At 62.9% G+C, this 16,625-nt stretch carries 15 protein-coding genes and 1 pseudogene; 5 read left to right on the top strand and 11 right to left on the bottom strand.

The window, feature by feature from the left end; genetic code table 11:
• Nucleotides 1-153: 153 nt before the first annotated feature.
• Nucleotides 154-633 (bottom strand): Lrp/AsnC ligand binding domain-containing protein, encoded by a 480-nt coding sequence (locus B0B52_RS05150; RefSeq protein ID WP_077592538.1) that lies wholly within the window; start codon nucleotides 631-633, stop codon nucleotides 154-156.
• Nucleotides 634-730: 97 nt separating this feature from the next.
• Between B0B52_RS05150 and B0B52_RS05145 the strand changes: the two genes are divergently transcribed.
• Nucleotides 731-3,706: an L-glutamate gamma-semialdehyde dehydrogenase gene (locus B0B52_RS05145; protein ID WP_077592597.1), complete on the top strand. Its 2,976-nt coding sequence runs from the start codon at nucleotides 731-733 to the stop codon at nucleotides 3,704-3,706.
• 101 nt (nucleotides 3,707-3,807) lie between these two features.
• Here B0B52_RS05145 and B0B52_RS05140 read toward each other — a convergent pair whose 3' ends face one another.
• Nucleotides 3,808-4,113, bottom strand: coding sequence for a hypothetical protein (locus B0B52_RS05140; RefSeq protein WP_077592537.1), 306 nt, complete (start codon nucleotides 4,111-4,113; stop codon nucleotides 3,808-3,810).
• An 84-nt stretch (nucleotides 4,114-4,197) separates the two neighbouring features.
• Here B0B52_RS05140 and B0B52_RS05135 point away from each other — a divergent pair, with 84 nt between their 5' ends.
• Entirely contained in the window at nucleotides 4,198-4,668 is a 471-nt protein-coding gene (locus B0B52_RS05135) for a MerR family DNA-binding protein (protein ID WP_077592536.1), read from the top strand.
• A 53-nt stretch (nucleotides 4,669-4,721) separates the two neighbouring features.
• Here the strand turns inward: B0B52_RS05135 and B0B52_RS05130 are convergent, their stop codons facing one another.
• The 6 genes from B0B52_RS05130 to B0B52_RS05105 form a co-directional block, all read right to left on the bottom strand.
• The gene (locus tag B0B52_RS05130) at nucleotides 4,722-5,153 is read right to left on the bottom strand and encodes a hypothetical protein (RefSeq protein ID WP_139351817.1); all 432 of its coding nucleotides are present in this window, start codon (nucleotides 5,151-5,153) and stop codon (nucleotides 4,722-4,724) included.
• A gap of 159 nt (nucleotides 5,154-5,312) precedes the next feature.
• Complete coding sequence (locus B0B52_RS05125; RefSeq protein WP_077592534.1) at nucleotides 5,313-6,005, bottom strand: Crp/Fnr family transcriptional regulator; 693 nt, start codon at nucleotides 6,003-6,005, stop codon at nucleotides 5,313-5,315.
• Nucleotides 6,006-6,152: 147 nt separating this feature from the next.
• The gene (locus B0B52_RS05120) at nucleotides 6,153-6,869 is read right to left on the bottom strand and encodes a Crp/Fnr family transcriptional regulator (protein ID WP_077592533.1); all 717 of its coding nucleotides are present in this window, start codon (nucleotides 6,867-6,869) and stop codon (nucleotides 6,153-6,155) included.
• 224 nt (nucleotides 6,870-7,093) lie between these two features.
• Nucleotides 7,094-7,555, bottom strand: a complete 462-nt coding sequence (locus B0B52_RS05115; RefSeq protein WP_077592532.1) for a hypothetical protein — start codon at nucleotides 7,553-7,555, stop codon at nucleotides 7,094-7,096.
• Nucleotides 7,556-7,634: 79 nt separating this feature from the next.
• On the bottom strand, nucleotides 7,635-7,946 hold the full coding sequence (locus B0B52_RS05110; protein ID WP_077592531.1) for a hypothetical protein: 312 nt from the start codon (nucleotides 7,944-7,946) through the stop codon (nucleotides 7,635-7,637).
• A gap of 104 nt (nucleotides 7,947-8,050) precedes the next feature.
• A complete protein-coding gene (locus B0B52_RS05105; protein ID WP_077592530.1) occupies nucleotides 8,051-8,794 on the bottom strand; it encodes a transporter substrate-binding domain-containing protein in 744 nt (247 codons plus the stop codon).
• Nucleotides 8,795-8,989: 195 nt separating this feature from the next.
• Between B0B52_RS05105 and B0B52_RS05100 the strand changes: the two genes are divergently transcribed.
• On the top strand, nucleotides 8,990-9,538 hold the full coding sequence (locus B0B52_RS05100) for a polymer-forming cytoskeletal protein (protein ID WP_077592529.1): 549 nt from the start codon (nucleotides 8,990-8,992) through the stop codon (nucleotides 9,536-9,538).
• Between the two features lie 165 nt (nucleotides 9,539-9,703).
• Nucleotides 9,704-11,533: pseudogene (locus B0B52_RS05095) on the top strand (carboxyl transferase domain-containing protein); the annotation flags it as partial.
• A gap of 62 nt (nucleotides 11,534-11,595) precedes the next feature.
• On the opposite strand, the gene B0B52_RS05090 reads toward B0B52_RS05095, so the two are convergent.
• The 3 genes from B0B52_RS05090 to purU form a co-directional block, all read right to left on the bottom strand.
• Nucleotides 11,596-13,098, bottom strand: coding sequence for an FAD-linked oxidase C-terminal domain-containing protein (locus B0B52_RS05090; protein WP_077592527.1), 1,503 nt, complete (start codon nucleotides 13,096-13,098; stop codon nucleotides 11,596-11,598).
• A 190-nt stretch (nucleotides 13,099-13,288) separates the two neighbouring features.
• Nucleotides 13,289-14,170 carry a LysR substrate-binding domain-containing protein gene (locus B0B52_RS05085; RefSeq protein WP_077592526.1) on the bottom strand — a complete coding sequence of 294 codons (882 nt, stop codon included), beginning with the start codon at nucleotides 14,168-14,170 and terminating at the stop codon, nucleotides 13,289-13,291.
• 113 nt (nucleotides 14,171-14,283) lie between these two features.
• Nucleotides 14,284-15,156, bottom strand: a complete 873-nt coding sequence (gene purU, locus B0B52_RS05080; protein WP_077592596.1) for a formyltetrahydrofolate deformylase — start codon at nucleotides 15,154-15,156, stop codon at nucleotides 14,284-14,286.
• A 124-nt stretch (nucleotides 15,157-15,280) separates the two neighbouring features.
• On the opposite strand from purU, the gene B0B52_RS05075 reads away from it, so the two are divergent.
• Nucleotides 15,281-16,621, top strand: a complete 1,341-nt coding sequence (locus B0B52_RS05075; protein WP_077592525.1) for an aminotransferase class III-fold pyridoxal phosphate-dependent enzyme — start codon at nucleotides 15,281-15,283, stop codon at nucleotides 16,619-16,621.
• The last annotated feature ends 4 nt before the right edge of the window (nucleotides 16,622-16,625 follow it).

Below are 16,625 nucleotides of genomic sequence, written 5' to 3'. Positions count from 1 at the left end.
CTGGGCTATGCAAAGCAAAACCTATCCTTGGTTCAACTTAGTCCAAGAGTTCGCATTCGGCAACGTGGGCCGCCTCTAATATTGAATCTATTGGCCTTAAATGTGTATAAATGCCACATTTGTATCTAAATGAAACAAACACCACGCACGGTTCTACACTCCGAGCGCCAGGTGGGTGGTGTTTTTGACCTCTTCCATCACCGCATAGGTACGGGTTTCGCGCACGCCTGGCAGTTGCCAGAGCGCGGTGCCGGCAAACTGGCGGTAGGCCGCCATGTCGGCCATTCGGGTCTTGAGCAGGTAATCAAAGCCGCCGGCCACCATGTGGCATTCCATGATTTCCGGGTAGACCTGCACTGCCGCCTTGAAGGCTTCAAACACGTGGGGTGTGGTGCGGTCCAGCAGCACCTCCACAAACACCGTCATGCCGGCGCCGAGTTTGAGCGGGTTCAGCCGTGCCTCGTAGCCCAGGATATAGCCGTCGCGGGTGAGCCGCTGCACGCGCGCCAGCACGGCTGTGGGTGACAGGGCCACGCTTTCGGCCAGTTTCAGGTTGGAGACGCGACCGTCCTGTTGCAAAACGCTCAGGATTTTCAGGTCGATGCGGTCAATGTTTGGCGAGGAATCAAGCATGCGTAGTGATTTATTCGGAGTATGTAGATAAATTTAGCGTAAAATTCTTCTGCGATCAAGACAATATGGCGATATTCACCAAGCCATGGAGTTTTTGATGCCCTTGCAGCAACGCCTGCCCTTTCCTTACCGGCCCGAGGCCGGCATTGTGTCCAGCCATTTGCAAAAGCTGGCGTCCGCGCTCGATTGGGCTGCCGCCGCGCCCGTGGCCCGCCCCTGGGTGCAAGCGGTGCGCGACAACCCGCCGCCCTTCTGGGCCATGGAAAGCCTGCTCAAGGAATACCCCATTTCCAGCGCCGAGGGCCTGGCCCTGATGCGCCTGGCCGAAGCCCTGCTGCGCGTGCCCGACGCCGAAACCGCGATTGCCCTGACCGCCGACCAACTGGGCCGCGCCGATTTTGACGGCGCCAGCGACGGCATGATGGCGCGCCTGTCGGCCTCGGCGATTGCCATGTCCAAGAAGTTTCTGCCGGAGGATGGCCAGAGCAGCATCATGAGCAAGCTCGGCGCGCGCACCGTGGTGGCTGCCACGCTGCGCGCCGTGCAGTTGCTGGGCCGGCAGTTTGTGCTGGGCCAGAACATCGGCGAGGCGATGAAAGAAGCCGACCGTTCGCGAAAGGACATCCCCGGCCTGCGCTTCAGCTACGACATGCTGGGCGAAGGCGCGCGCACCGGCGCCGATGCCCTGCACTACCTGGCCAGCTATGAGGGCGCTATTAAATCAATAGCTGCTCGCGCAGGTGTGGAAAGGGCGTGTGAGCAAAACGATGGCATATCCATCAAGCTCAGCGCGCTGCACCCGCGTTACGAAGACGCCCAGCACGCGCGCGTGATGGCCGAGCTGGTGCCGCGCGTCTGGGGCCTGTGCGAGCTGGCGGCACGCGCCAACATCAACCTCACCATTGATGCTGAAGAGGTGGACCGGCTCGAACTCTCGCTCGACGTGTTTGAAGCGCTGGCCGCTTTGGTGGCAAAACTGCACCCGCAGTGGAAGGGCTTCGGCCTGGCGCTGCAGGCCTACCAGACACGCTCGCTGGATCTGATCGAACACGTCATCAGCATCGCCCGCAGGTACCGGCTGCGCCTGATGTGCCGCCTGGTCAAAGGCGCTTACTGGGACTCGGAAATCAAGCGCGCGCAGGAGATGGGCTTGCCGCATTACCCGGTGTTCACCCACAAGCACCACACCGATGTGTCTTACCTTGCGTGTGCGCAGGCCCTGCTGGCCGCGCCCGACGCTATTTATCCGCAGTTTGCTGGCCACAACGCCGGAACCATTGCAGCCATCATTCAGATGGCATCCCGCGATGCAGTGCCCTTTGAATTACAGCGCCTGCACGGCATGGGCGAGGGCGTGTTCCGCGAAGTCCTGAAGAACCCGCAAATCAGCTGCCGCGTCTACGCGCCTGTGGGTGCGCACCGCGACCTGCTGGCTTACCTCGTGCGCCGCCTGCTGGAAAACGGCGCCAACTCCTCCTTTGTGCACCAGCTCGCCGACGAGTCGGTGGGCATGGATGTGTTGCTGACATCACCCCTGCGCGTGGAGCCGGAGTCTTCACTGCCGCTACCGCCTGTTTTATACGGCCCCGGCCGTCCCAACAGCGAGGGGCTGGACCTCACAGTCGAGAGCATGCGCGCGCCGCTGTTGGCCGCGCTGGCGGGCACCCAGGTGCCTGTGGTCCCGGAGTTTGATGTCAAATTGATCTCTGGCCCAATAAATACGGGCGCAAGCAGCTATCAAAAATGGAGCAAGACTGATGTGGCCGAACGCGCCGCCACGCTGCGCCGCGCTGCCGATGCCATGCAGAAGCACATGCCCATGTTCTGCGCCCTGCTGGTCAAGGAAGCCTTCAAGACCTGGGGCGATGCGGTGTCCGAGGTGCGCGAGGCGATTGATTTCCTGCGCTACTACGCCAATGAGGCCGAACGCATCATGCAGCCGACAGCGCTGCCCGGGCCAACCGGAGAAACCAACACGCTGCGCCTCACCGCGCGCGGCGTCTGGGTCTGCATCAGCCCCTGGAATTTTCCTCTCGCCATTTTCACGGGCCAGGTCGCCGCAGCGCTGGCCACCGGCAACACCGTGATTGCCAAACCCGCCGAGCAGACACCGGGCGTGGCGCAAGCCGCCGTGCGCCTGCTGCATGCCGCGGGCGTGCCCGAAGGCGCGCTGCAATTGATCCACGGACCCGGCGAAACCGTGGGCGCTGCCCTGGTGGCGGCGCCCGGTGTGGCTGGTGTGGTGTTCACCGGCTCCACCCAGGTGGCCAAAATCATCAACCGCGCGCTGGCCGCCAAAGACGGGCCCATCGTGCCGCTGATTGCCGAGACCGGCGGCATCAACGCCATGCTGGTCGACAGCAGCGCGCTGCCCGAGCAGGTGGTGGACGCCGTGGTGCAAAGCGCTTTCCGCTCGGCCGGCCAGCGCTGCTCGGCGCTGCGCCTGCTGTGTGTGCATGAGGGCATTGCCGACAAGGTGATTGAAATGATCCAGGGCGCGGTGCAGGAACTCGCTGTCGGCAACACCGCCGAGCTGTCGACCGACGTTGGCCCAGTGATCGACCGCGAGGCCTTTGACAACATCGGCAAACACCTGCAGCGCCTCAATTCAACATCAAAAGTGCTTCCAGCCCTTGATTCACGGGCGCAAGCAGCTCCTGATTTGATAGCAAATCTGGTGCTGCCCGTCGCTTTTGAGGTCAGCAGCCTGGCCGAGGTGAAAGACGAAATCTTCGGCCCGGTGTTGCAGATCGTGCGCTGGAGTGGCGAGCCGCAGAAGGTGATCGATCAAATCAACGCTCTCGGCTACGGCCTTACGCTGGGCGTCCAGACCCGCATCGACTCGCGCGCGCAGGCGCTCGCCGCGGCCGCGCATGTGGGCAACATCTACATCAACCGCAACATGATTGGTGCAGTGGTCGGTGTGCAGCCCTTTGGCGGTGAAGGCTTGAGTGGCACAGGCCCGAAAGCCGGCGGGCCTCATTACCTCTACCGCTTCTGTGCAGAGCAGACCGTCACGGTGAACACCACGGCGGCGGGGGGCAATGCGGCTCTGCTGGCCGGAGTGGCCTGAGCGCTTAAGTCGCGGCGTAGTTGTCCGTGCGGCGGTCCTGCTTGCTATGTATTTCATAGCTTCTAGCGCCCGAATCCATTGGGCAAATCACTGATTTTTCTTCAAGTATTCGGCCCACAACCGCAAGCCCCTGCCTGCGGGCTGGTGGCGCAGTGGCTGCCCTCTACTGGCGCGGCACATGCCGCGCGCCGGTTGCGGCGCATGCGCCACACGGTCAGGCCGACCGCTGCGGTGGCAATCACGGCGGCGGCCGCAGCAGCAGCCAGGGGGTTGCTGCTCCAGTCAAACAGGGCTGCCAACCCGCCGGCCATGGCGCTGCCGCCCAGCAGGGTGAATCCGAGGGGAAGGGTGCAGCAGGCCACACAGGCAGCGCCCAGGCCGAGGGCGGCCAACACGGGTTTTTTCATCAGATCTATCTCCAGAGCGTTATGCGGGGCGAGTCCCGTACACTGACTCTAAAACCTCAAGTAACTTGAGATGCAAGGCCTGAAATGGAAAAAATTGTTATTGGCGGCGAATTGACGATGGGCGTGCTGGCCAGGCGCGTGGGGCTGAACGTGTCGGCCATCCGGTATTACGAATCGGTGGGCCTGATTCCGCAGGCGATGCGCCGCGCCAGCGGCCACCGGGTTTATGGCGCCGAAATAGAAGGCGTGCTTACGCTGATCCGCCAGTGCCGCGATTTCGGGTTTTCGGTAGACGAGACGCGTGAGCTGGTGTCGCTGTCGACCAACCGTGAACGTGATTGCGTCGAAGCGCGCAGCATCGCGCAGTTGCGTCTGGATGCGGTGCGCACCAAACGGGCCGAGTTGCAGCGGCTGGAGCGAAGCCTGTCGGCTTTTGTTCAGGCCTGCTCACAGACCTGCGCTGGCGGCCCCGCGCCGGACTGCAGCATATTGAAAGACATCAGCCTTGGTAACGCCCAGAATGTGGCCCGAGGGTGTTGTGCAGGCGCTGCCTGAGCCCCAGGCTTTGGGCCGCTAATGATGAGGCCGGCGACGCACCAGACCTCGTGTCACGTCGTGGGACGTTGATTGCGTTCCAGCTTCAGCGCCGCGTGGAGCTGATCCATGGCGCCGACGCAGTCCAGCACAATCGCCTGGACCAGGGCTGCGGCCAATTCAGTCGAGTGCTTGGGTGTGTAGGGCAGCACGCCCAGCTGTTCGCCCACGGCGTGTTTCAGTTGTGTTTGAACTGCGCAGAACAGGGCGTCCCAGTCTTCGATGGCGATGAGCGGAGGCTGTAGCGGGCGGTCGGTTGAGCGCGCATGGTGCAAAAGTGCCCCAGTGGGCTCGTGCCCGGTGAGTTTGAGTGCAGCTTCACGCGTCAAGAAGGCCGCTGTGTTCGCCATGGCGTCCGGTACCCTGCGCCGCAAAGACATGGCCTGTCCCCCAAGCATCGCGGACGCGCTTTCTACCTGTGCTTCCTGGGGAGTCGGTTGGATCATGTCGGAGCCTCACTGCCATGGGAACCGCCGGGCCTGTGCCGGCCCTTGAGGGACTCCGCTTGAACTTCGGAGTTTCTTTCTATCTACTGCTTATAGGCGGGTGGGCATCTGTTGTCCATGCGCAAACGAACATAGACCGCGCATTTCTTCTGCGTGTAGCTAGCCCAGCAATTGTGCGTAGGTTCGCCGGTCCGAGGCGTAGCAGCTGCAGGCGGCGGCTTCCAGGCCTGTGCGGTCTAGCACCTTGAGTTCGCCCCGGTGGTATTCGATCAGGCCGTTGCGCTGCAGCGTGCTGGCAGCGGCTGTGATGCCGACGCGCCGCATGCCGAGCATGTAGGCAAGAAACTCGTGAGTGACGTGAAAACTGTCCGAGTGGGCCCGATCCTGGCTCATCAGCAGCCAGCGCGCCAGGCGTTGGCCGGTCAGGTGAAAGCGCAGGCAGCCGGCAGACGCGGCGTGCTGCGCCATCAGCACGTACAGATAGCGGTTCAGGCCGCGCTGCAGCGCCGGGCTGTGCGCCAGCTCGCGCTTGAAGGCAACAGTGCCGATGCGCCAGGCGCCACCGGCGCCCTGCACCACCGCGCGCCAGGGCGTTGTGGCGATACCCAGCGCCAGTTGCGCACCCAGCATGCCTTCGCGCCCCACCATGCCCACCTCCACGCCCGGGCTGCCGTCCACCGGCGTGACCAGCGAGATAAAGCCCCGGATGGGAAAGTACACGTGGCGGACCGGCAGGTCGGGCACGCACAGGACTTCGGACAGCACCAGTTCGACGGGCTCGCAAGCGGCCAGCAGGCGCAAGCGGTCCGGACGGGGTAGACGTTCAAGGAGGTGGTTTTCGACGGCGGACAAGCGGCTCTCCGGTGGGTTGCGGCCCCTTCACGGGGGCAATTACAAGGCCGCGCCACTGACAGATGCAGTTCCAGTCGGTGCCCCAGTATGCGCTAGATAATCTATCCACACCGAATATGGAGGCAGCGCACGCAGACGGGACAGAGGTCAGATGGCCAGCTTGTCGGGGAGCAGACGGTCGTATTCCTTCTTGACCACGGCATAACACTCGCAGGTGCGTTTTTCCAGCCCGGGCCGGTCCAGCACCGTGATGCGGCCGCGCGAATAACGAATCAGGCCGAGGTTTTGCAGCTTGAGTGCGCCCTCGGTCACGCCTTCGCGGCGCACGCCGAGCATGTTGGCGATCAGCTCTTGCGTCATCACCAGCTCGTTGCCCTGCAGGCGATCCAGGCTCAGCAGCAGCCAGCGACACAACTGCTGGTCCAGCGAGTGGTGGCGGTTGCAGACGGCGGTTTGTGCCATCTGCGTGATCAGTGCCTGGGTGTAGCGCAGCAGCAGGTGCAACACCGGTGCCCGCTTGAATTCTTCCTTGATGACGTGTGCCGGGAGCCGGAAGCCCTGGCCTGCGCTTTGCACCACGCCCCGGCTGGGTGTCGATTCGCCGCCCATGAACAGAGAGATGCCGACCACGCCTTCATGGCCGACCACGGCGATTTCGGCCGAGGCGCCGTTTTCCATCACATACAACAGGGAGACGATGGAGGTGGCCGGGAAATACACATGGCTCAGGGTGCCGCCCGATTCATAGACCACCTGGCCCAGCGGCATGTCGACCCATTCGAGCTGCGGCAACCAGCGCTGGAACTCGGCGTCTGGCAGCGCGGCGAGCAACTGGTTTTCACGAGGATCTGGGGAAACGGCCATCAACAAAGCTCCGAAGCAGAACTGGCTTCGAGCGAGGCCCCTGGCAGAGGCAGAGGCGCGCGGGCCAGCCTTTCAGTTTAGGCGGTTCAAAACGCTTTGTATGTACGATATCGCACAAACCGACAAACGGGTGGCCATTGCCCTGACGGGGGGTGATGCCTCAGGCAGGAAGGGCGCAGCGAGTGCGGTGGTTCGACCCGCTGCCCGGTAAGGCCATCTGCAGGTCAATACCGAACACTGCAGACCTCCAGCGCATTGAGGCCCAGGTCGGTGATGACAAAACCGCCTTCGGGGTCTTTGGCCAGGAAGCCGTGTTTTTCCAGCGACGCGACGGTCTTCAGGCCGTGGGCGCGTGTCTTGTAGGGTTGTGGTTGTTTGCGCTCGGTGGGCGGAACGCCGACGATCTTGAAGCCGTAGCGCGCATCTTCGAGGCACTCGTACTGTTTGTAGGTCAGTATCTTGACCGGCAAAGAGCCGGTGACGGTGCCGCTCCACTCAAATTCGGGCGGTGCGTAGCTGACCCGGTAGGCGCTGTCGTCCAGGGTGCTGCTGCTGGTGTCGCCCACTGGCGCACGGCGCGGGGAGGGAGGCGCGGCCTTGCGTCTTGAGACGCGATACGCCCTCCAGCCGAGCAACCCCAGCAGCGCTAGCAGCACAAGCAGCACAAGCAGGACAACAAACTCCACGAACTCCCCTTTTTTAATGTCTCAGGATAATTATCCGCACAAAGCCACCCGGGCAGGAACGGAGCGGTGCAGGGGCGGCTCAGGGCGGCGGGATGTCCAGTTCGAAGTGGGCGTCACCCATGTATCGCTCGGCGCCGAAGGCGGCTTGCGTGGCCGCCAGCTCGGCGGCCTCCCACTGCTCGGCCAGCAGTTGTTCGGCCGGGTCCAGGTCCCACGGCCGGGCATGGTCGCCATGAATTTGCAGCAAGCGGAGGTAGGCACGGTACACAGGAGCCACCAGGCTGGCATCGCCCAGCGCGCCTTCAAGCGCTGAACGGAAACGCTGCACTGCATCCGCACGTTCGACTTCGGAGACATCCTCGCTGTGAAAGATCCTGACCGTGTAATCCATGGCGCGAGTCTACAAGGCGGAAGAATGCATGGCGGGATTCGGCGCGACCGGTGAGCGTGGGCGCCAGGTGCCCCGATCCCGTAGCGGGGCGGACTGGATTGATGTCATGCCTGAGGGCGAAGCACCGGATCAATCTCGCTGGCCGACAGGCCATAGTGGGCCATGCGGGCGCGATGGGCGGCACTGCCCAGGTAGACCGACAGCGCCGCATCGAACCGTTGGCGCAATGTCGCCGCCTCGAGCGCAAATGAGAACGCGCCCACCGGTGGCGGACCCGCCGGGGCATGCGCCTCGATGGCCTCGATGGTGGCGTCCCCCAGTCCGGCAACGAAGATGCGGTTGCCCACGGCCGTGCTGGCATAGGCGTCGATACGGTCATTGCGCAGTGCTTGCACGGCCTCGGCCTGCGTGGCAAAGCACTGAATGCGCTGCGCGGAAACTTGCGCGAGCCGTGCCGCGTCATGCTGAACCTGGCCGGTCACCACGCCCAGGCGTGCCCCAACTCTGGCAATGGTGCGATAGCTGTCAAGGCATAGCGGGTTCCCCGCCCGCACAATGAAGCCATCGTGCAGGGCCCACACCGGCTGGCTGAATGCCACTTGCTGACCCCTTTGAGGAGTCACAAACAGGGGCGTGTTGACGTGCCATCGGCCAGCGGCCACACCGGGCAGCAGCTGCTCGAAAGTGGTCGGTTGCAACACGACCTCGCGTGCGCCCAGGGTGTGCAGAACTGTGCGAGCCAAATCGACGTCGCAGCCCTCGGCATCGCCCTCGCTGGTCGTCCAGGCGAACGGGGGTTCCTCGATATAGGCGAAAACGATGCGTTCTGGCAGGAAGGTCTTGTTCATCGGATGCAATGCTAGTGGATACCCAAGGAATGGGTGCTTCACCCCCCTTGCGATGAAATGCAAAGACGAATTGCACTTCCGTTGAATCACTTCCGTTGAATCTGTATCAGGTTATTTCGTTACTCATCTTGCATTAGCAGTGGAGACTTTTCAAAACAGGATTCGTACCATCGGTTCCTTTTGAAGGAAATCCAGATGGCACTGCAATCTCCGTTCTTTGGCAAGCGCGACAACGAACCCACAGGCCTGCGTCATGGCAGCCCGAATCCCAACCCTTATGCCAACACGCCTGCAGCGGCAAACACCGCGAGCGTGGCCACTGTTGCCGCGCAGCAGTCTGCCAGTGCTTCCAGCGCCGCACCGCGTGAAGCAGGCGGCAGCAAGCTGACGGTGGGACCCAATATCAAGCTCAAGGGCGTTGAGATCACCGACTGCGACACCCTGGTGGTCGAAGGCCTGGTCGAAGCCACCATGGACTCGCGCGTGATTCAGATTTCTGAGCACGGCGCCTTCCGTGGCTCGGCAGAAATCGATATCGCGGAAATCCACGGCGAGTTTGATGGCAACCTGACGGTGCGCCAGAAGCTTGTGATTTACGCCACCGGCAAAGTCACCGGAAAAATTCGCTACGGCAAGCTGGTGATTGAAGAAGGCGGCCAGCTGGCCGGCGAGATTCTGTTCGGCGCCGTGGCCAATACAAAAGCCGCGCTGATCGGCAAGCCCGGCGGCCTGCAGGTCGCCTGAGCCCCGTCCAGCGGTCAGCGGGTGCGCCCCTCAAGGTCGGGCCTGCAGTCCGTAGGCGTTGACGATGTTTTCGGCGCGCTGCGACGCAGCGCGCCGGAAGGAGCGTTGCACCGGCTGTCACCCAGTTGACGAAGAGCGCGCTTGGGGCGGGCGCAAAATGCGCGCATGCCTGCCGTCCACTCCCCTCTCCAGGCGCTAGTCGTTCATTGGCAGGTTGCGCCTGGGGCCTTGGTGCAGGCGGGCGACCTGCTCGTGGTTCTTGAAGCCATGAAGATGGAGCATGAAGTACGTGCAGCTTTTGCCGGACGCCTGGGCGAAGTGTTTTTTGAACCCGGTGACATGGTCGAGGCAGGTGCCTTGCTGGCGCAGATGGAAGCAGTGCCCGCAACTGCCGCCCTGGCTGACACTGCCGCCATAACGACTCCACCATCATTGCCTGCCGGGGGTTTTCGCCCTGACCTGCAGCGCGTGCTGGATCGTCAGGCGCACACGCTGGACCAGAATCGCAGCGGAGCCGTGGCCAAGCGGCATGCCCTGGGTTTGCGGACCGCGCGCGAAAACATCGCCGACCTTTGCGATGACGGCTCGTTCACGGAATACGGCGCGCTGGCCGTTGCCGCACAGCGCAGCCGGCGCAGCGAGGAAGACCTGGTGGCCAACACGCCGGCTGACGGCATGGTCACCGGCATTGGCAGCATCAATGCTGCATCGTTCGGCCCGGAAGCAAGCCGGGCAGTGGTGATGGCCTATGACGCGACAGTGCTCGCCGGCACGCAGGGCATGCGCAACCACCAGAAAACCGACCGCATGCTCGGCATCGCGTTGCAAAACAAATTGCCGGTGGTGCTGTTTGCCGAGGGCGGGGGCGGTCGTCCCGGCGACACGGACATGCCGATTGTGGCGGGGTTGCATGTGGGCACCTTTGCCAGTTTTGCCCGGCTCAATGGCGTGGTGCCGGTCGTCGGCATTGCTGCGGGTCGCTGTTTTGCAGGCAACGCGGCGCTGCTGGGTTGCTGCGATGTCATCATTGCTACGCGCGGCAGCAACATCGGCATGGGCGGCCCGGCGATGGTGGAGGGCGGTGGCCTGGGGGTGTTCAAGCCGGAGCAGATTGGGCCGGCCAGTGTGCAGCACGGCAACGGCGTGATTGACGTGCTGGTGGACGACGAGGCCCAGGCGGTTGTGGCGGCACGTCAATACCTGTCTTTCTTTCAGGGCCCGCTCAAGGATTTCACGAAGCCCGATACGCTGGCGTTGCGCGATGTGGTTCCCGAAAACCGCCTGCGCGTTTACGACACGCTGGCTGCGATCAATGGCATGGCCGACCCCGGTAGCGTGTTTTTGTTGCGCACCGGTTTTGGAAAAGGCATTCACACCGCGCTGGTCCGTGTCGCGGGCAGGGCTGTAGGGGTGCTGGCCAACAATCCGCAGCATCTGGGTGGTGCCATAGACGCCGATGCTGCCGACAAGGCCGCGCGTTTCATGCAACTTTGCAACGCGCATGGCCTGGCACTTGTCAGCCTGGTCGATACGCCAGGCTTCATGGTGGGGCCCGAGACCGAGTCCCAGGCGCAGGTGCGCCACGTGAGCCGCATGTTCATTGCCGCCGCTCATTTACGAGTGCCGTTTTTCAGCATCGTGCTGCGTAAGGGCTACGGCCTGGGCGCCATGGCCATGACTGCGGGCAGTTTTCATGCGCCAGCGTTCACTGTGGCCTGGCCGACCGGGGAGTTTGGCGCCATGGGCCTGGAAGGGGCTGTCAGGCTCGGCTACCGCAAGGAGCTGGAGGCGCAGCCAGAAGGGCCACAACGCGATGCCCTTTACGAACAGCTGGTGGCCCGGCAGTATGACAGCGGCAGTGCCATCAACATGGCCACCACGCTGGAGATCGACGCGGTGATTGATCCGTCGCAGACGCGTGACTGGCTGGTGCGGGGATTGCAATCGATGCACCAGCGGCCTGCCGACGGTGCCGGTTTCATCGACAGCTGGTAGTCAGGCGCACAGGCACCCAGGAAGAGGAATCGGTTGCACCGGGCCACGCAGGCCTTGCATGCTTAGAACCTCGGAAGATCCGGGTGCTTGATCTGCCCGCCCCGGACCAGCATTTTTCCGTACTCGGCACAACGCTGTAGTGTCGGGATCACCTTGCCGGGGTTGAGCAAACCCAGCGGATCGAACGCGCGCTTGACGCCGAACATCTGCTCGTTCTCCGTTGCCGAGAACTGCACGCACATGGAGTTGAGCTTTTCCACACCCACGCCATGCTCCCCGGTGACTGTGCCTCCCATGGCCACGCTGGTCTCCAGAATGTCGGCGCCGAAGAGTTCGCAGCGATGCAGCTGATCCGCATCGTTGGCGTCGAACAGGATCAGTGGGTGCAGGTTGCCGTCGCCGGCGTGAAAGACGTTGGCGCAGCGCAGGCCGTACTTGATCTCCATCTGCTGGATGGCGAGCAGGATGTCGGCCAGGCGTTTGCGCGGAATGGTCGAGTCCATGCACATGTAGTCGGGGCTGATACGGCCCGAAGCCGGAAAAGCATTTTTTCGGCCGCTCCAGAAGCGCAGGCGCTCGGCCTCGTTCTGGCTCACGGCAATCGCGGTGGCGCCGCAACTGCGCAGCACGGCGCTCATGCGGCCGATTTCCTCTTCGACTTCTTCCAGCGTGCCGTCGCTTTCGCACAGCAATATCGCTTCGGCGCTGAGGTCGTAACCGGCGTGTACAAAGTCCTCGACCGCAGCGGTCATGGGTTTGTCCATCATCTCCAGCCCGGCCGGGATGATGCCGGCGGCAATCACAGCCGCCACCGCGTCACCCGCCTTGCGCAGGTCGTCAAAGCTGGCCATGATGCAGCGCGCAATCACCGGCTTGGGAACCAGCTTGACCGTGACTTCGGTGGTGACGGCCAGCATGCCTTCGCTGCCGATCACAACCGACAGCAGGTCGTAACCGGTGCAGTCCAGCGCGTCGCTGCCGAACTCCACTTCCTCGCCTTCAACCGTGAATCCCCGGACCTTGAGCACGTTGTGCAAGGTCAGCCCGTATTTGAGGCAATGCACGCCGCCCGAGTTTTCGGCCACATTGCCGCCTATGGTGCAGGCGATCTGGCTCGACGGGTCGGGCGCGTAATACAGCCCCAGCGGCGCGGCAGCTTCGCTGATGGCCAGGTTGCGCACGCCGCCCTGGACCACGGCGGTGCGGCTGGCCGCGTCCATCTTCAAAATCTTGTTGAACTTGGCCAGCGACAAGGTGACGCCCAGCTTGTGCGGCATGGCGCCGCCGGACAGGCCGGTGCCGGCGCCGCGTGCCACCACGGGCACCTCCAGCGCGTGGCAAGTTTTGAGGACGGCCTGCACCTGTTCATAGGTTTCGGGCAGGGCCACCACCAGCGGCCGCTGGCGGTAGGCGGTCAGGCCGTCGCACTCGTAGGGGGTGGTGTCTTCGCTGTTCCAGAGCAGCGCGTGCGCCGGCAGCACGGCTTGCAGCGCACCGACCACTTGGGCTTGACGTTCGCGGCGTTCAAGCGGGTGTTGTTGCCAGGCTTCAGCGGGTGCGTTCATGGGGGTGGCCTTCGGGGATGAAACCGGTTCTCGCCGGTGATGAAGGCACTTTAATGCAAAGCCGCGACGGGTGGCGTGAAGAAAATGAAGGTGTTTTGTGAAAACGAATTTGCTATTGATTAGATAGCTGCTCACGCCCGAAAACAAAGGGCTGGATGCATAAAAGGCTTGATGGCCAGGTCGAAAACGGTTAGCTGACCGATTTTTTCAGCCACTCCGCAAAGGCCGCGCACTCCCAGCGGTCCATCATGCCGGTGCGCCAGCACAGGTAGTGGGCGTGCGGGCTGGGCACATTACGCTCGTACAAACGCACCAGCGAGCCGTGTTCCAGCCACGGGGCGCCCAGCTTGAGGCGGACCAGCGCCACGCCCATGCCGGCTGCGGCTGCGTCGCACATCAGGCCGATGTCGTTGAACTGGGAGCCTTCCACCGGCTCGGGCCAGTCCAGGCCGTGCGCGGCAAACCAGGTGCGCCACGGCTCCAGCGGCGAGCGCAGAAACGCTTCGCCCTCGAGGTCTTCCGGGGCTTCAAAGGGCCCGTGTTCGCGCACATAAGCGGGTGAGGCCAGGGGCGTCACCTCGTCCTTCATCAGGCAGACATGCTCGACGTCGGCATAACGGCCGGTGCCAAAACGCACCATCAGATCGGCGTCTTCTGCCACCACGTCGAGCAGGGGGATGGACACCTGCAGCGTAAGGTCAATTTCGGGATACGCCTCGGTGAACTGGCGCAGGCGCGGAATCAGGATGGAGCGGGAAAAAGTGGGCGTCACAGCCAGCCGCAGCTTGCGCTTGCCCGGTGTGCCGCTCTGGCCCGCTGTCCCGGGAAATTTCTGGAGGGTTGCCAGCCCTTCGCGCACATGTGCCAGGTACTCGCTGCCTTCAGTGGTCAGTGAGAAATCGGCCCGGCCGAACAGCTTGGTGCCAATAATCTGCTCAAGCTGCTTGACGCGGTGGCTCACTGCACTTGGCGTCACATTCAGCTCCTCCGCAGTCTGGGTGACGCTGCGCAAACGCGCCAGCGCCTCAAAGGTCAGAAGACACTGGATGGGCGGGATGCGGGCGGCGGTCATTGGGCCCTGTCTTTACCAGCAGGGGCCGCGGGTCCGGCTTTGCCGGTCCGCAGGCGCAGCGGCCCCCTCGGGGGGCAGCGCAGTACACGCAGTGACAAGCGTGGGGGCCATATCTATTTGAATATCACCGTCTTGTGTCCGTTCAACAAGACACGGTGCTCGCTGTGCCACAACACCGCGCGGGCCAGCACCTGGCTCTCGGTGTCGCGGCCCATGGCGGTCAGCGCCTCCACGGTTTTGCTGTGGTCGGCACGGGCGACATCCTGCTCGATGATCGGGCCTTCGTCGAGGTCGGCGGTCACATAGTGCGCCGTGGCGCCTATCAGCTTCACGCCGCGGGCGTGTGCCTGGTAGTAGGGCTTGGCGCCTTTGAAACTGGGAAGAAAGGAGTGGTGAATGTTGATGGCCCGCCCGGCCAGCTTCTTGCACAGGTCGTTGCTGAGGATCTGCATGTAACGCGCCAGCACCACCAGCTCGGCCCCTTCTGCCTCGATGACGTCGTACTGCTTCTTTTCAGCCTTGTCTTTGGTGGCTGCGGTGACCGGTATGTGGTGAAAGGGAACGTTGTAGCTGGCCGCGAGTTGATAAAAATCGCGGTGATTGGAAACGATGGCGCGGATGTCCAGCGGCAGCAGGCCTGACTTCCAGCGAAACAGCAAATCGTTGAGGCAATGGCCCTCCTTGCTGACCATGAGCACGGTACGCATGGGTTGGGTGGCCTGGTGCAGGCCCCAGCGCATGTCAAACAGCAGGCCCAGCACGCCGACCTGTTCTTTCAGTTCTTCGAAGGACAGCTGGTTGCAGGCGAAACTGACCCGCATGAAAAACAGCCCTGTGGCGTCGGAGTCGGTGTCGTCGCGTTTGTCGTCGCTGAACTGCGCTGCCTCCAGAATGTTGCCGCCGCGTTCAAACAGAAAGCCGGAAACAGCATGAACAATGCCCGGGCGGTCCGGGCAGGACAGGGTAAGAATATAAGTAGGGCTCATGGAAGATGAATTGTCGCAGGTGGCCGCCCGGGTGGCCGTGCGGGAATGTACATTGTCACCGGGAGTGCCAGAATGCATCAGACGGCCAAATCTGGCTGCCCATTTTCACGCAGGAGATTGACGAATGGCCTATCAGAATTTCAACATGGACCACCAGTGGCTGCCGTTCACGCCGAACCGCAGCTTCAAGAAGGACCCCCGGGTTTTTGTGGCGGCCGACGGCATGCTTTTCACCACCTACGACGGCAAGCAGGTGCTCGACGGCATTTCCAGCCTGTGGTGCGTGGGCGCCGGCCACAACCGCAAGCCGATCAATGACGCGATCAAGAAGCAACTTGACACGCTGGACTACGCCACCGCCTTTCAGGCCAGCAACGACCAGGCCTTCAAGGCCGCCGAGATGCTGGCCGCCATGGCCCCGGGTGACCTGAACCAGGTGCTGTTCTGCAACTCCGGTTCAGAGGCGGCCGATACCTCGCTCAAGGTGGCACTGGCCTACCACCGGGCACGCGGCGAGGGGCATCGCAATGTCTTCATCGGCCGCGAAAAGGGTTACCACGGTGTTGGGTTTGGCGGCATGAGTGTGGGCGGCATTCCGGCCAACCGCAAGGTCTACGGCGCGGCCCTGTTGCCGCGGGTGGACCACATGCGTTTCATCCATGACCCGGTCAACCATGCGTATATCAACGGGACCGAGCCCGAGTGGAAAGAAGACATCCTGCTCGAACTCGAGCAGCGGATTTTGCCCTTGCATGATCCCAGCAACGTCGCAGCTGTCATCGTTGAACCGGTGGCTGGCAGCGCCGGGTGGTATTTGCCGCCCAAGGGTTACCTCAAGCGCCTGCGCGAAATCTGCGACAAACACGGCATCCTGTTGATCTTCGACGAGGTGATCACCGGTTTCGGCCGCCTGGGTGTGAACTTCGGCGCTGACTATTACGGTGTGGTGCCCGACATGCTGAACTTTGCCAAGTGCGTCACCAACGGCGTGATTCCCCTGGGCGGCGTGATCTGCACCGATCGCATTTACAACACCATGATGGAAGCCAACGCCGACAGCCCGGCCCATGCGGTGGAGTTTTTTCACGGTTACACCTACTCGGGGCACCCGGTGGCGTGCGCCGCGGCAATTGCCACATTAAACCTTTTCAAGGAAGAAAAGCTGTTCGAACGCGCGGGGCAGATGGGCAAGGTGCTGGGCGACGCCTTGCACGGCAGCTTCAAGGGACTGCCCAACGTGATCAGCATCCGCAGCCTGGGCTTGGCCGGGGCGGTGGAGCTGTCGCCCATTGCCGGTGCGCCGGGAAAACGCGCCTACGACATCTTCATGGACTGTTTCAAGCACGGTGTGCTGGTGCGGCCGGCGGCTGACAACATCGTGATCTGCCCACCGTACATCGTGGAGAAAGAGCACATCGAGCGCATCGTCAGCGTGGTGGCGGACTCTATCAAAAAGAACGCCTAGGGGC

Origin of the sequence: Polaromonas sp. A23 (genome assembly GCF_002001015.1) — a bacterium.
Lineage (GTDB): Bacteria > Pseudomonadota > Gammaproteobacteria > Burkholderiales > Burkholderiaceae_C > Polaromonas.
This window is presented reverse-complemented; position numbering and strand designations above follow the sequence as displayed.